The organism is Nakamurella flavida, from assembly GCF_030811475.1.
GTDB lineage: Bacteria > Actinomycetota > Actinomycetes > Mycobacteriales > Nakamurellaceae > Nakamurella > Nakamurella flavida.
Window position 1 is genome coordinate 1,691,711 of the sequence record NZ_JAUSQV010000001.1, and the last position, 13,819, is coordinate 1,705,529.

Below are 13,819 nucleotides of genomic sequence, written 5' to 3' on the forward strand. Positions count from 1 at the left end.
ACGCCCACGACATTACGACAGCAGAGGTAAAGGCACCGACAGGACGTCGAGCACGGCCGACGGGAGCACGCCCAGCAGGATGGTCACAGCGACGGACACCCCGATGACGACGCCGGTGAGCAGGCCGGGCACCACGATGTACGGCGCGGCCAGGACGGGGGTGCTGACCTGCGGCGATGACGTCCGGAGCGGGCCGGGGCCGCCGGCGGACGGGGCACTCCACCCGTCCGGGCCGACCTCGCCCACCGCCTGCCGACCGTCGTCACCGACCGGGTCGGGGGCCGGGTCGCCCGCCGGGTCGGTGAAGTACATGACCACGATCACCTTGAGATAGAAGAACGCGGTGATCGCGGTGGCCACCATCGCCACCACCACCAGCGGCGTCATGCCCGCGTCGACCGCGGCGGTGAACACGCTGAGCTTGCCGATGAAGCCGCTGGTGAGCGGGATCCCGGCGAAGGACAGCAGGAAGAGGGCCATCGCGCCGGCGAGCACGGGGGCCCGGCGGGCCAGGCCCGCCCAGTCGGACAGCTGCGAGGCCTCGCCGTCGCCCCGCCGGATCAGCGTGATGATCGCGAACGCGCCGATCGTGGCGAAGCCGTAGGTCAGCAGGTAGTACATCGTCCCGGAGACACCCCGCTCGGACAGCGACATCACCCCGAGGAGGATGAAGCCCGCGTGGGCGACCGAGGAGTACGCCAGCACCCGCTTCATGTCGCTCTGGGCGATGCCGATGATCGACCCGATGAGCATCGAGGCGATCGCGACCACCCACAGCACCGGCTGCCACGACCAGCTCATCGGGGCCATCACCACCTGGAACACCCGGACCATCGCCGCGAAGGCGGCGACCTTCGTGCAGGCGGCCATGAACGCGGTCACCGGGGTGGGCGCGCCCTGGTAGACGTCCGGCGTCCACAGGTGGAACGGACCGACCGAGGCCTTGAACAGCAGCCCGACGGTCAGCAGGCCCAGACCCGCGAGCAGCAGGACGTCGTTCCCGCCGCCGGCGCGCTGCGCCTCGGCGATGGCGGAGAACCGCAGAGAGCCCGCGTAGCCGTAGAGCAGGCCCAGGCCGTACAGCAGGATCGCCGAGGTGAACGCGCCCAGCAGGAAGTACTTGACCGCGGCCTCCTGCGAGATCAGTCGGCGCCGGCGGGCCAGACCGCAGAGCAGGTAGAGCGGCAGGGAGAGCACCTCGAGGCCGACGAACAGGGTGAGCACGTCGGACGCGGCCGGGAACACGAGCATGCCGCCGACGGCGAACAGCGCGAGGGGGAACACCTCGGTCTGCATGGGTCGGGCGACCTGCATGGCCCGCCGGTCGCGGGACGACCCGGCCGGGGCGGAGGCCTGCGCGGCGAATGCTCCCCCGGGTTCGCTGACCCGGTCGGCGATGAGCAGCACCGAGGGCAGCGCCAGGGCCAGGAGCACGCCCCACGTCACCAGGGTGCCGCGGTCCACCGCGACGGAACCGCTGAAGGTCACCGTGTACTTCTCGGCGGCCCCGGCCCAGACGGTCCACGCCCCGGCCCCGAGCAGGGCGGCCACGGTGAGGAGCAGTTGCACCGGGTACCGCGCCGCCCGCGGCGCGAACGCCTCGACCAGAACCCCCAGGCAGGCCGCGCCCAGCACGATCATCACCGGCATGACCGGGACGAGATCCAGGGCGGGCGCGGTGATCGGGTCGGTCGGCGCGGCCTGCAGATGAGCGAGTGCGGCGGGGCTCATCGCGATCCCTCCTCACCCAGCGGCGGCGCCGGGTCGCTGTGCCCGGAGTCGCTGACGGTGCGCTCCGCGGTCGGGTTGATGACGTCGAGGACGGGTTGCGGGTAGACGCCGAGCAGGATGATCAGCCCGACCAGCGGGGAGAGCACCGCGATCTCGCGGGCCTTGAGGTCACCGAACCGCACGCGCACTCCGTGCCGCTCCGGGATGGCCTGGTCCGCGAGACCGACCGCCCCGGAGTGCGGCGTGCTGACGCGGCCGGGCGCGGTGACGACGCCGAGGGCCGCGGAGGCTCCCCCGCCCGGTCCGGAGCCGTCCGCCGGTTCCGGGTGCCGGGGGGACCCGGTCGGGTGCGTCGCGTCGAGCGCGGGGCCGTGCGGCGCCGGCCCGTGCACCAGGCGCTCGCCGCCCAGGACGGCGGCCCCGCGGATCGGTCCGGTCATCACCTTCTGGAACACCCACAGCATGTAGGCCGCCGCCAGAACGATGCCGACGGTGGCGACCACGGCCCAGGCCGGGTGTCGGGTGAAGGTGCCCAGCAGCACGAGGAACTCCGAGATGAACGAGTTCGTCCCGGGCACGGCGATGGTGGCCAGCGAGGCCACGAGGAACAACCCGCCGAGCACCGGTGCCACCTTCCACACCCCGCCGTAGTCCGCGATGGACCGCGATCCGCCCCGGGCGGTGAGCATCCCGACGAGCAGGAACAGCAGCCCGGTGGCGATGCCGTGGTTGACCATGTAGAGCACGGCACCGGAGATCGACGAGGTGGTGAACGCGAAGACGCCCATCGCGATGAACCCGAAGTGGGCGATCGAGGTGTAGGTGACGAACCGCTTGAGGTCCGTCTGCCCGGCGGCGACGATCGCGCCGTAGACGATGCCCAGCACGGCCAGCAGGATGATCAGCCAGGCCAGCCGGCTGCTGGCCGCCGGCAGCAGGGGCAGGCAGATGCGCAGGAAACCGAAGGTGCCGACCTTGTCGAGCACGCCGACGAGCAGCGTGCCGGCCCCCGTCGGGGCCTCGGCACCGGCGTCGGGCAGCCAGGTGTGCAGCGGCACCAGCGGAGCCTTGATGGCGAACGCGACGGCGAACCCGGCGAAGATCCACAGCTGGGTGGACTCGGGGATGTCGTTCGCGATGGACCGCAGGGTGGCGAAGTCGAGCGTGCCCTCCCCCAGCACCCGGCCGGACGCGACGTACAGACCGATGAGCGAGGCGAGCATGAGCAGCCCGCCCAGCAGGGAGTAGAGGAAGAACTTCATCGCCGCGAAGGTGCGCCGCGGCCCGCCGAACCGACCGATGAGGAAGTACATCGGGATGAGCATGACCTCGAACATCACGTAGAACAGAAAGACGTCCGTCGCGGCGAACACGCCGACCATGGCGCCCTGCAGCCCGAGGACCAGCGCGAAGTAGCCGCCCTGCGAGCGCCCGGCGGGCAGCCGTTCCTCCCACGAGGCGCCCAGCACGATCGGCACCAGCAGCGCGATGAGCGCGATCATCACCAGCGAGATGCCGTCCACCCCGAGGGAGAACCGGATCCCGAACGAGGGGATCCAGTCGACGGAGACGGTCTGGTCGAACAGGGCGGACGAGGGAACGGGCGGGGTGGGTCCATCGGTGATCGGGGCGTAGGCGGTCCAATAACCCTGGTTCTGCCACTGCACGAAGTGGATCCACGACCCCACCGCCACCACGAACTCCACCAGGGAGAACGCGACGGCGGTGAGCTTGGCCGTCCGCTGATTCCCACCGCGCTGGTCACCACCGCGGGCGATCACTGCGACGACGATCGCGCCGAGGACGGGCCAGAACATCAGCACCAGCAGGTACGGGAAACCGCTCATGCGAACCTCACCACCAGCAGGGCGCCGACGAGCACGAAGGTCCCGCTCAGCATGGACAGCGCGTAGGACCGCACGAAGCCGTTCTGCCAGCGCCGCCATCGCTCGGCGAGTCCGCCGAGCAGGGTGGCGCTGCCCATCACCGCGCCGTCGACCCCACGGGTGTCGGCGGCGGTGAGCGTGCCGGTCAGCCAGATACCGGGCCGGGCGACCAGTGCCTCGTTCAGGGCGTTGCCACCGGCGTCGGCCCGGGCGAATGCGATGACCGGGTTGACCCGGGTGGGTGCGGTCCGCGGGACGGGCCGACGACCGACCAGCACCCAGGCCAGGGCGATACCGGCCGCGACCAGCAGCAGGGTGGCGATGGTGATCACGACGGGCGCGATCGGCGGCTCGGGGTGCTCGTACTCGCCGAGCGACGGGGTCAACCAGCCGGCGAGCCGGTCTCCGAGGGCCAGGAACGCACCGGCGCCGACGCTGCCGACGGCCAGCACGATCATCGGCACGGTCATCAGGGCCGGTGCTTCGTGCGGGTGGACGGCGTGCTCGCCGTTGCCGTCCCGCTCCCACCGCGGCTCGCCGAGGAAGGTGAGGATCATCAGCCGGGTCATGTAGAACGCGGTCAGTCCGGCACCGACGAGCGCTGCGGTGCCGAGCAGCACCCCCTGCAGACCCGGTGCGGCGTAGGCGGCCTCGATGATCGGGTCCTTGGAGAAGAACCCGGAGAACAACGGGAACCCGATCAGGGCCAGGTATCCGGCGACCATGGTCCAGAACGTGATGGGCAGCCGGCGGGCCAGGCCGCCGTAGTTGCGCATGTTCACGTCGTCGTCCATGGCGTGCATGACGGAGCCGGCGCCGAGGAACAGACCGGCCTTGAAGAAGCCGTGGGTGAGCAGGTGCAGGATGCCCAGCGCGTAGACCCCGGCACCGAGTCCGACGGCGAGCACCATGTACCCGATCTGCGAGACCGTCGAGTAGGCCAGCACCTTCTTGATGTCGTCCTTCGCGCACCCCGCGATGCACCCGACGAGCAGGGTGACCGCACCGACGATGGTGACCACGAGCCGACCGTCGGCCGTCAGGTCGTAGATCGGTGCACACCGGGCGATCAGGTACACCCCCGCGGTGACCATGGTGGCCGCGTGGATGAGGGCGGAGACCGGTGTCGGGCCCTCCATCGCATCCGGTAGCCACGCCTGCAGCGGGACCTGGCCGGACTTGCCGCACGCGCCCAGCAGGAGGAGCAGGGCGATGACCGTGACCGTGCCGGGGGAGGTGGCGGCGAGCTCGTCGATGCGGCTGAAGACGCCGTCGTAGGAGACGGTGCCCAGCTCCTTGAACATCAGGAAGATGGCCAGGGCCAGGCCCACGTCACCGACCCGGTTCATCAGGAACGCCTTCTTGGCCGCGGTGGCCGCGGCGGGGCGATCGGACCAGAAGCCGATGAGCAGGTACGAGGCCAGGCCGACGCCCTCCCACCCGGCGTAGAGGGTGACGAACGAGTTGCCCAGGACCAGCAGCAACATCGCGGCGATGAACAGGTTGAGGTAGGCGAAGAACTTGCGACGGTCGGGATCGTGCGCCATGTAGGCGATGGAGTAGATGTGGATCAGCGATCCGACGCCGGTGATCAGCAGGACGAACACCATGGACAGCGGATCGATCAGCAGCCCCACATCGATGTGCAGGCCTCCGGTGTCGAGCAGGGTGAACAGCGTGCTGGACGAGGTCCGGTCGTCGGCGGCCTGACCCAGACCGGTGAGGAACAGCGCCGCGCCGTACCCGAAGGCCAGGATGACCGCGGCGCACCCGATCAGGTGCCCGACCCGGTCCAGGGCCCGTCCGCCGACGAGCAGCAGCACGGCGCCGGCCAGCGGCAGTCCGATCAACAACCACGCCGATGTGGAGATGGCAGTCACTGGAGCCTTCCCGAACTCAGAACTTCAGGAGGTTCGCGTCGTCGACGGAGGCACTCCGCCGGCTCCGGAAGATGGACATGATGATGGCCAGCCCGACCACCACCTCGGCGGCGGCCACGACCATGACGAAGAAGGCCATCACCACCCCGTCGAGATTGCCGTGCATCCGGGAGAAGGTGACCAGGCTCAGGTTGGTGGCGTTGAGCATCAGCTCGATGCACATGAACACCACGATGGCGTTGCGCCGCACCAGGACCCCGACGGCACCGATGCCGAAGAGCAGGGCGGAGAGCACCAGGTACTGGGTCGTCATGAGCGCTCCGCCCGGTCCTGGCCGGCCGGCGCGGCCGCCGACGGCCGATCAGGCGTGGCGCCCGACGGATTGCCGGGGACGGAGGCGGTGAGCGGGAGACCGGCCGCGTCGGCGAAGGGCGAGTCGGGCGCCGGACCGGCGTCGAGCTGGGCCCGCCGCGGGGCGACCGGCGGCGGTCCGCCCGGCGGGCGCTGGTGGGCGGTGCCGACCGACTCGATCCCGGTCAGCGAGCGTCCTTCCCGGAAGGCCTGCGCCACCCGACGGCTCTCCGTCTGGTCGACCAGTCCCGAGACCGACTCGGGCGCGATGGAGCCGTCGGGCAGCAGGGCGGGGGTGGCGTTCGACGACGAGGTGGCGAAGACGCCGGGCCCGGGGAGCGGCGACATCCGACCCGAGCGCATCCGCTCGGCCACCCGCTGACGCTGGGACTTCCGGCCCACCGCGGACTTCTCGACGTGGGTCAGCACCATGGCGCCGACGGCCGCGGTGATGAGCAGCGCACTGGTCAGCTCGAACGGGAAGAGGAAGTCGGTGAAGATCAGCGCGGCGATCGAACCGACCGGTCCGCGGTCGGCCAACGCGGCGTCCAGCCCGACGGTCGCCGTCCCGGCCCCCGTTCCGGTACCCATCGCCTGCAGGAACCCGGTGACCAGCAGCCCGACCAGGCCGATCCCGACGCACGTGCCGATGACCCGCTGCCGACGCAACACCTCGAAGACCGAGTCGCCCGCCTCCCGCCCGGTCAGCATGAGCACGAAGAGGAACAGCATCATGATCGCGCCGGTGTAGACGATGATCTGCACGAAGCCCAGGAACTCGGCCTGCTGGGCGATGTACATGCAGCCCAGGCACAGCATGGTCAGCACCAGCCACAGCGCGGAGTGCACCGCGCCGCGGGCGAAGACCATGCCGACCGCGCCGAGCAGGGCCAGCGGAGCGAGGACCCAGAACGCGATCTGCTCACCGCCCGATCCCACCGCGTCGACCACGGCATCGGTGCCCGGAGCCGCGAGCAGGGCGCCGATCACCGCGGGGTCCCGGCGGTGTCGGCGTCGCGGGCGGCGGTGCCCGCTGTGTCAGCGTGCCCCGCTGCGGCGTGGTCGGTGGCCGCCCGGTCGGCAGTGAGCCGCTCCTGGCTGCGGCGGAACTCCGGGTCCCGCAGCAGTTGTGGCCCGTTGACGTAGTAGTCGTGCTCGTCGCCGAGGCGCATCGGGTGGGGCGGCTGCTCCATGCCGGGCAGCAGCGGCGCCAGCAGCATGTCCTTGGTGTAGATGAGTCGCTGCCGGTCGTCGTCGGCCAGCTCGTACTCGTTCGTCATGGTGAGCGAACGGGTCGGGCACGCCTCGATGCACAGCCCACAGCCGATGCAGCGCAGGTAGTTGATCTGGTAGTTCTTCCCGTACCGCTCCCCCGGGGAGAAGCGCTCGGTCTCGGTGTTGTCGCCGCCCTCGACGAAGATCGCGTCGGCCGGGCAGGCCCAGGCGCACAGTTCGCACCCCACGCACTTCTCCAGCCCGTCCGGGTGCCGGTTGAGCTGATGGCGCCCGTGGTAGCGGGCGGCGGGGGTCTCCGGGTTCTTCGGGTAGTCCTCGGTCACCACCGGCTTGAACATGGTGGAGAAGGTGACCCCGAAACCCTTGACCGGATCAAGAAACGACATCGCTGCCTGCCTTCTCGTGGAGGGCGGTCCCGGCCGGCACCGGCGGGCGCGTCGGGGTACGGCGGGGTGGGACGGGCACGACGAGATCCAGCGGCGGGACCGGATAGCGGCCGCCGGTGGGACCGACGACCGCCGGCGGCCGGTCGGATCCGCCCCGACCGTCCCGGTCCTCGTCCGGCCCGTCGGGATCGTCCGGGTCGTCGAGATCGACCTCGTCGATCTCGTCGGTGTCGCGGTGGCGCTGCGGCCAGAGCAGGGCGATCAGCAGCACGACCACCACGGGACCGCCGACCCAGGCCATCGTCTCCACGGTGGTGAGGTCGGTGGTCCGGTTGAGCACCCGCAGGGTGCCGACCAGGGCGATCCACAGCAGCGAGACCGGCACCATGACCTTCCAGCCCAGGTGCATGAACTGGTCGTACCGGATGCGCGGCAGGCTGCCGCGGATCCAGACGAAGAAGAACATGAACAGCAGCACCTTGGCGAAGAACCAGAGCAGGGTGAACCAGCCCTCGTTGACCCCGGGGATGGCCGAGATCGGCCACGGCGCGCGCCATCCGCCGAGGAACAGGGTGGTGGCGATGGCCGAGACGTTGATCAGGTTGATGTACTCGGCCAGGAAGAAGAGACCGAAGCGCATCGAGGAGTACTCGGTGTTGAACCCGCCGACCAGCTCCCCCTCGGCCTCGGCCAGGTCGAACGGCGCCCGGTTGGTCTCGCCGACCATCGAGATCACGTAGACCACGAACGACACCGGCAGCAGCCAGACGTACCAGCCGCCCTCCTGCTGGTTGACGATCGCCGAGGTCGACAGGGTCCCGGAGTAGAGGAACACGGCCACGAAGGACAGGCCCATGGCGATCTCGTAGGAGATCATCTGCGCGGCCGAGCGGAGCCCGCCGAGCAGCGGGTAGGTCGACCCGGACGCCCAGCCGCCGAGCACGATGCCGTAGACGCCGATGGAGGCCAGCGCGAACGCCGCCAGCACGCCGACCGACAGGTCGGTGAGCTGCAGCGCCGTCTGCTCCCCGAAGATCGACACCGGCCCGCCGATCGGGATGATCGAGAAGACCAGGAAGGCCGGGATGGCCGCCATGATCGGGGCGGCGACGAACACGACCTTGTCGGCCCGGGTCGGGATCATGCCCTCCTTGAAGATCAGCTTGAGGGCGTCGGCGAGCGACTGGAGCATGCCCCAGGGGCCGTTCCAGTTCGGGCCGGGCCGGTGCTGCATGCGCCCGACGACCTTCCGCTCGAACCAGATCGCGAAGAGCGTGAGCAGCAGCAGCATGACGAAGATGGCCACCGCCTTCAGGGCCATCAGCCAGATCGGGTCGTCGGCCAGCAGCGGGGCGACGGAGCCGTCCGGGGCGAGTCCGGGGTTCACCGCATCTCCTCTCGGCCGGGCGCGTCGGCGCGCACCGCCGCGACCCGCACCCGGTCACCGACGTGGGCGCCGGTCAGTGCGGACAGACTGCGCCCGCCCGGGCGCCCGGGGACCCAGACGGTGTCCTCGGCGATGTCGGTGGTGATCTCGACGGGCAGGGTGACCCGCCCGTCCGGGCCCCGGACGGTGATCTCGCCGGGCGGCGCACCGACCGCCCCCACCGGGACGCCCAGGGCCCGCGCGGTCTCCGGCGCGATCCGGGCCAGCGCCGGGCGGGCGGTGCCGGCCAGGAACGGTTCGCCGTCCAGACCGCGCCCCCCGTCGATCAGTTCGCGCCAGGACGCCAGCCGGACGGTGCCCGGGGTGGCCGGCTCCGCGGCCGGGTGGTGGGGGAGGCCGAGGTGCCGGCGCAGCCAGTGCAGGACGCCACCCTCGTCGTCCGCGCCGGATTCCTGGGCATGCTCGCCGGGCGGCAGCGCGTGGTGCTCGGGCCGGGACAGCCCGGACCACAGGCCGAGTCGACCGAGCTCACCGGCGGCGGCCGCCGGGGTCTGAGTGTAGAGGTCGACATCCATCTCGACGCCGAGGGTGTCCAGGATGCGGCCCTCGTCCAGCATCCCGGCCTCGGGCAGGGCCGCGGCGAACGGTCGCATGCGGCCCTCCCAGTTCAGGAACGCGCCGGCCTTCTCCGCCGGTGCGGCCACCGGGAACACCACGTCGGCCAGTGCCGTGACGGCCGAGGTGCGGATCTCCAGACTCACCACGAAGGACGCTGCTGCCACCGCGGCGAGGGCGGCGGCCGGATCGGGCAGGTCACCCAGGTCGACCCCGCCGACGAGCAGGCCGGACAGACCGGTGCCGTCGTCCGGCGTCTCGTCCGCGGTGTCGTCCAGCAGCAGACCGTCCTCGGCCCGCTCGGCGGTGCCGATCGCCGCGAGCATGGCGACGACGTCCCGGCCCGGTCCGGTGGGGATGTCCACTCCCCAGGCCCGGGCCAGTTCGGCCCGCGCGTCGGGGTCGGCCACCGGCCGCCCCCCGGGCAGCAGGGTGGGGAACGCGCCGGTCTCCAGGGCGCCCCGGTCACCGGCCCGCCGGGGGATCCAGGCGAGTCGGGCGCCGGTGGCATCGACCAGGTCCTCCACCGCGGACAGCAGTCCCGGGGTCTGCGCGGCGCGCTCCCCCACCAGCACCACGGCGCCGTCGGCGCGCAGCGCCGTGGCCAGGACCGCCCGGTCGCCGAGGGAGTCGGGCTCGGGTTCCCGAGCCAGGTCACCCAGGACGGCGGGTTCGTCCCCCGGTGCGGCCGGGATCCAGGTGCCGTTCGTCTTGCGGAGCCCACGGCTCGCCCGGGGGCCGACCGACCACACGGACAGCCCGTGCCGGGACCCCTTGCGCAGCCGGAGGAACACGATCGGCGACTCGTCCTCGGGCTCGAGGGCGACGAGCAGGACGGTGCCCGCCCGCTCGAGGTCGGTGTGGGTCACCCCGCCGGAGGCGGGTGAGGTGCCGACCACGCGACGGGCCAGGAAGCCCTCCTCCTCGGCGGAGGAGGGACGCACCCGGAAGTCGATGTCGTTGGTACGCAGGGCGACCCGGGCGAACTTGGCGTAGGCGTACGCGTCGGTGACGGTGACCCGCCCACCGGTGATCACCCCGACCCCGCCGGCGTCCCGGGCGGTGAGCAGTCCGCGGGCCGCCGCGGCCATCGCGTCCGTCCACGACGCCGGGGCCAGCACGCCGTCGGCGCCGCGGACCAGCGGCTGGGTCAACCGGTCGTCCTGCCGCACGTACGGGAAGGCGAACCGACCCTTGTCGCAGTTCCACTCCTCGTTCACGTCGACGTCGGGCGAGGCCAGCCGGCGGGTGACGGCCCCGGAACGGTGGTCGGTGCGCAGGGCACAGCCGTCGGCGCAGTGCTCGCACACGGTCGGGGTGGACACCAGGTCGAACGGGCGGGACCGGAACCGGTAGGCCGCCGAGGTCAGTGCGCCCACCGGGCAGATCTGGATGGTGTTGCCGGAGAAGTAGGAGTGGAACGGCGCCTGCGTGGTCGAGGCCACGCCGATCTGTTGGGCGGAGCCGCGTTCCAGCAGGTCGATGAACCGGTCACCGGCGATCTGGTCGGAGAACCTGGTGCAGCGCTGGCAGAGCACACAGCGTTCCCGGTCGAGCAGGATCTCGCTGGACACCGCGATGGGTTTGGTGAAGACCCGCTTGGGCTCGTGCATGCGGGAATGGGCGTCGCCGCCCGCCAGGGTCTGGTTCTGCAGCGGGCACTCCCCGCCCTTGTCGCAGATCGGGCAGTCCAGCGGATGGTTCAGCAGCAGGAACTCCAGGTTGGAGCGCTGCGCCTTCTCCGCCACCGGGCTGCTCAGCTGGGTCCTGACGACCATCCCGTCGGCGACGGTCTGGGTGCACGACGCCTGCGGCTTGGGCATGGGCCGGCCGCCCATCTCGACCTCGACCAGGCACTGGCGGCAGGCGCCCACCGGTTCGAGGAGCGGGTGGTCGCAGAAGCGCGGGATGGCGATGCCGAGGCGCTCGGCGGCCCGGATGACCAGCTCGCCCTTGGGGGCGATCACGCTGTGCCCGTCGATGGTCAGCCGGACGTGCCCCGGCGGGGCGGGTTCGGGCTCGCCGGTCCCGGCCGGCGGTGTCGCGACCTGGGTCATCAGTGGGCCCCCGCCAGCTGGGCGACCTGGACGACGGGCGCGGTGCGCCCGGTGACCAGATCCTCGAACTCGTGCCGGAAGTGCTTGAAGGACGAGAGGATCGGGGTGGCCGCCGCATCACCGAGGGCGCAGAACGAGCGACCGGCGATGTTGGACGCCGCGTCGGCCATCGTGTCCAGGTCCTCCAGGGTCCCGTGACCGGAGACGACCCGGCGCAGGATCTGCACCAGCCAGCCGGTGCCCTCCCGGCAGGGGGTGCACTTGCCGCACGACTCGTGCTTGTAGAACTCCAGCCATTTCCAGACGGCCCACGGCACGGACACCGTCTCGTTGAAGCACATCAGGGCCGTAGTGCCGAGCATCGACCCGGCCGCAGCGACGTCGTCGAAGGACAGCGGGACGTCGAGCTGGGCCGGGGTGAAGATGGGCGTGGACGAGCCGCCGGGGGTGAAGAACTTCAGCGGGATCCCGCCGAGCATGCCGCCCGCGGCGACCAGCAGCTGCCGCAGGGTGGTGCCCATGGGAGCCTCGTACTGCCCGGGCCGGGTGACGTGACCGGACAGCGAGTAGATCTTCGAGCCGGGCGACTTCTCGGTCCCCATCGAGCGGTACCAGTCCGACCCGCCGCTGACGATTGCCGGGACCGACGCGATCGTCTCCACGTTGTTCACCACGGTCGGCCGCGCGTAGAGACCGGCCACGGCCGGGAACGGCGGCTTCAGCCTCGGCTGGCCGCGGCGGCCCTCCAGGGAGTCCAGCAGCGCCGTCTCCTCCCCGCAGATGTACGCCCCGGCGCCGGCGTGCACCACGATCTCCAGGTCGAAACCACTGCCGAGGATGTCGGAACCGAGGTACCCGGCTGCCCGGGCCTGGGCCACCGCGTGGGTCACCCGGCGCAGGCAGTGCACCGCCTCCCCGCGGATGTAGATCGCGCAGAAGGACGACCCGATCGCGTAGCAGGTGATGATCGCGCCCTCGATCAGCGAGTGCGGGTCGGCCATCATCGTCGGGATGTCCTTGCAGGTCCCCGGTTCTCCTTCGTCGGCGTTGATGACGAGGTAGCGGGGCCCACCGTCGGCCGGCGGCAGGAACGACCACTTGAGTCCGGTGGGGAAGCCGGCGCCGCCGCGGCCGCGCAGGCCGGACTGCTTGACCAGCTCGGTGATCCGCCCCGGCGCCACGGTCAGCGCCGAGCGCAGGGCCGCGTAACCGCCGAGGGATTCGTAGCTCTCGATCGACCAGGACCTCGGGGCGGCCCAGCGCCGGGTGAGCACCGGCGTCATCGAAGCCGCGTCGTCCGCCTCCGGGGTGGGCCAGTGGGCGACGGCCGGGGCCCCGGTGGGGGCGACGGCCGGCACGATCCCGGCGGGCGGGGGCGACGGCGGCTCACCCGTCCCCGGGGACGACGCCGACCCCGGGCCCAGCGGGCGGTCGGTGGTCGCGGCGTCGAGCGCGTCGGACAGCGGACGGCCGGCAGCGGCCGTGGTGGCGGTCGGCGGGGGAACGGCCCGGGGCCCCGGTTCGGCTTCGGTCATCGGAGCCACCTCACTTCTTCGGCGGGAGGTCGGGGAAGGTGACGGTATCCGGCATCGCCGGAGCCCGCTGATCGGTGTGCTCGGCGAGGGTGACGCCGCGCAGGGTGCTCGGCGCGGCGGACGGCCCCTCCACCCGGGCAGCGAGATCGTCGTACACACCGGCGATCTCCCGCTCGACGGACCGGAAGTCCGTCAGCGGGGCCCCCCGGGTGGGCGGCGGCTTCACCCCGGCCTGCAGGGCGAGGACGAGATCCAGGGCGGCGTCGGGGGTCTGGTTGTCGTAGTACTCGTAGTTGACCTGCAGGACCGGGGCCATGTCGCAGGCGGCCAGGCACTCGGCGTGCTCCAGGGTGATGGACCCCGGCGTGCCGGGCTCCCCCGCCGTCTCCTCGTGCCCGACCCCCAGGTGCGCGGACACCGTCGCGTAGATGGCGTCACCGCCCAGTGCCGCGCACAGCGCGTTGGTGCACACGCTGACCAGGTGCTGACCGCAGGGTGAACGCTTGTACATCGTGTAGAACGTCGCCACCGCAGCCACTTCGGCCTCGGTCAGGTCGAGGACCCGCGCGCAGAAGGCGATCCCGGGCCGCGACACGAACCCCTCCACCGACTGCACCAGGTGCAGCAGGGGCAGCAGGGCCGATCGCGACTGTGGGTACCGGCCGATGATCTCCGTCGCCTCGGCATGGGTGGCCGGGGAGAACACCCACCCGGTGTCGACGAACTCCGGGACCCCGATGCGTGTGCTCATGCCA

At 71.6% G+C, this 13,819-nt stretch carries 10 protein-coding genes; all 10 read right to left on the bottom strand.

Going from position 1 to position 13,819, the window contains the following annotated elements; all coding sequences use genetic code 11:
• Positions 1-12: 12 nt before the first annotated feature.
• The 10 genes from nuoN to nuoE all read right to left on the bottom strand — a co-directional run bounded on the left by nuoN (position 13) and on the right by nuoE (position 13,815).
• Entirely contained in the window at positions 13-1,731 is a 1,719-nt protein-coding gene (gene nuoN, locus J2S58_RS07610; protein ID WP_205255908.1) for an NADH-quinone oxidoreductase subunit NuoN, read from the bottom strand.
• On the bottom strand, positions 1,728-3,578 hold the full coding sequence (locus J2S58_RS07615; RefSeq protein ID WP_205255907.1) for a complex I subunit 4 family protein: 1,851 nt from the start codon (positions 3,576-3,578) through the stop codon (positions 1,728-1,730). The genes nuoN and J2S58_RS07615 overlap by 4 nt, the downstream gene beginning before the upstream one ends.
• Positions 3,575-5,488 carry an NADH-quinone oxidoreductase subunit L gene (gene nuoL / locus J2S58_RS07620; protein WP_205256077.1) on the bottom strand — a complete coding sequence of 638 codons (1,914 nt, stop codon included), beginning with the start codon at positions 5,486-5,488 and terminating at the stop codon, positions 3,575-3,577. Before nuoL ends, J2S58_RS07615 begins: the two co-directional genes overlap by 4 nt.
• 25 nt (positions 5,489-5,513) lie before the next feature.
• Positions 5,514-5,810 carry an NADH-quinone oxidoreductase subunit NuoK gene (gene nuoK, locus J2S58_RS07625; RefSeq protein WP_205255906.1) on the bottom strand — a complete coding sequence of 99 codons (297 nt, stop codon included), beginning with the start codon at positions 5,808-5,810 and terminating at the stop codon, positions 5,514-5,516.
• A complete protein-coding gene (locus J2S58_RS07630) occupies positions 5,807-6,838 on the bottom strand; it encodes an NADH-quinone oxidoreductase subunit J (protein ID WP_205255905.1) in 1,032 nt (343 codons plus the stop codon). The genes nuoK and J2S58_RS07630 overlap by 4 nt, the downstream gene beginning before the upstream one ends.
• Positions 6,835-7,470, bottom strand: coding sequence for an NADH-quinone oxidoreductase subunit NuoI (gene nuoI / locus J2S58_RS07635; protein WP_240188474.1), 636 nt, complete (start codon positions 7,468-7,470; stop codon positions 6,835-6,837). The genes J2S58_RS07630 and nuoI overlap by 4 nt, the downstream gene beginning before the upstream one ends.
• Positions 7,457-8,857: an NADH-quinone oxidoreductase subunit NuoH gene (nuoH, locus tag J2S58_RS07640; RefSeq protein ID WP_306827543.1), complete on the bottom strand. Its 1,401-nt coding sequence runs from the start codon at positions 8,855-8,857 to the stop codon at positions 7,457-7,459. Before nuoH ends, nuoI begins: the two co-directional genes overlap by 14 nt.
• Complete coding sequence (locus J2S58_RS07645) at positions 8,854-11,529, bottom strand: NADH-quinone oxidoreductase subunit G (RefSeq protein WP_205255904.1); 2,676 nt, start codon at positions 11,527-11,529, stop codon at positions 8,854-8,856. Before J2S58_RS07645 ends, nuoH begins: the two co-directional genes overlap by 4 nt.
• On the bottom strand, positions 11,529-12,812 hold the full coding sequence (nuoF, locus tag J2S58_RS07650) for an NADH-quinone oxidoreductase subunit NuoF (RefSeq protein WP_205256075.1): 1,284 nt from the start codon (positions 12,810-12,812) through the stop codon (positions 11,529-11,531). The genes J2S58_RS07645 and nuoF overlap by 1 nt, the downstream gene beginning before the upstream one ends.
• Before the next feature lie 262 nt (positions 12,813-13,074).
• The gene (nuoE, locus tag J2S58_RS07655) at positions 13,075-13,815 is read right to left on the bottom strand and encodes an NADH-quinone oxidoreductase subunit NuoE (RefSeq protein ID WP_205255903.1); all 741 of its coding nucleotides are present in this window, start codon (positions 13,813-13,815) and stop codon (positions 13,075-13,077) included.
• Positions 13,816-13,819: the final 4 nt, after the last annotated feature.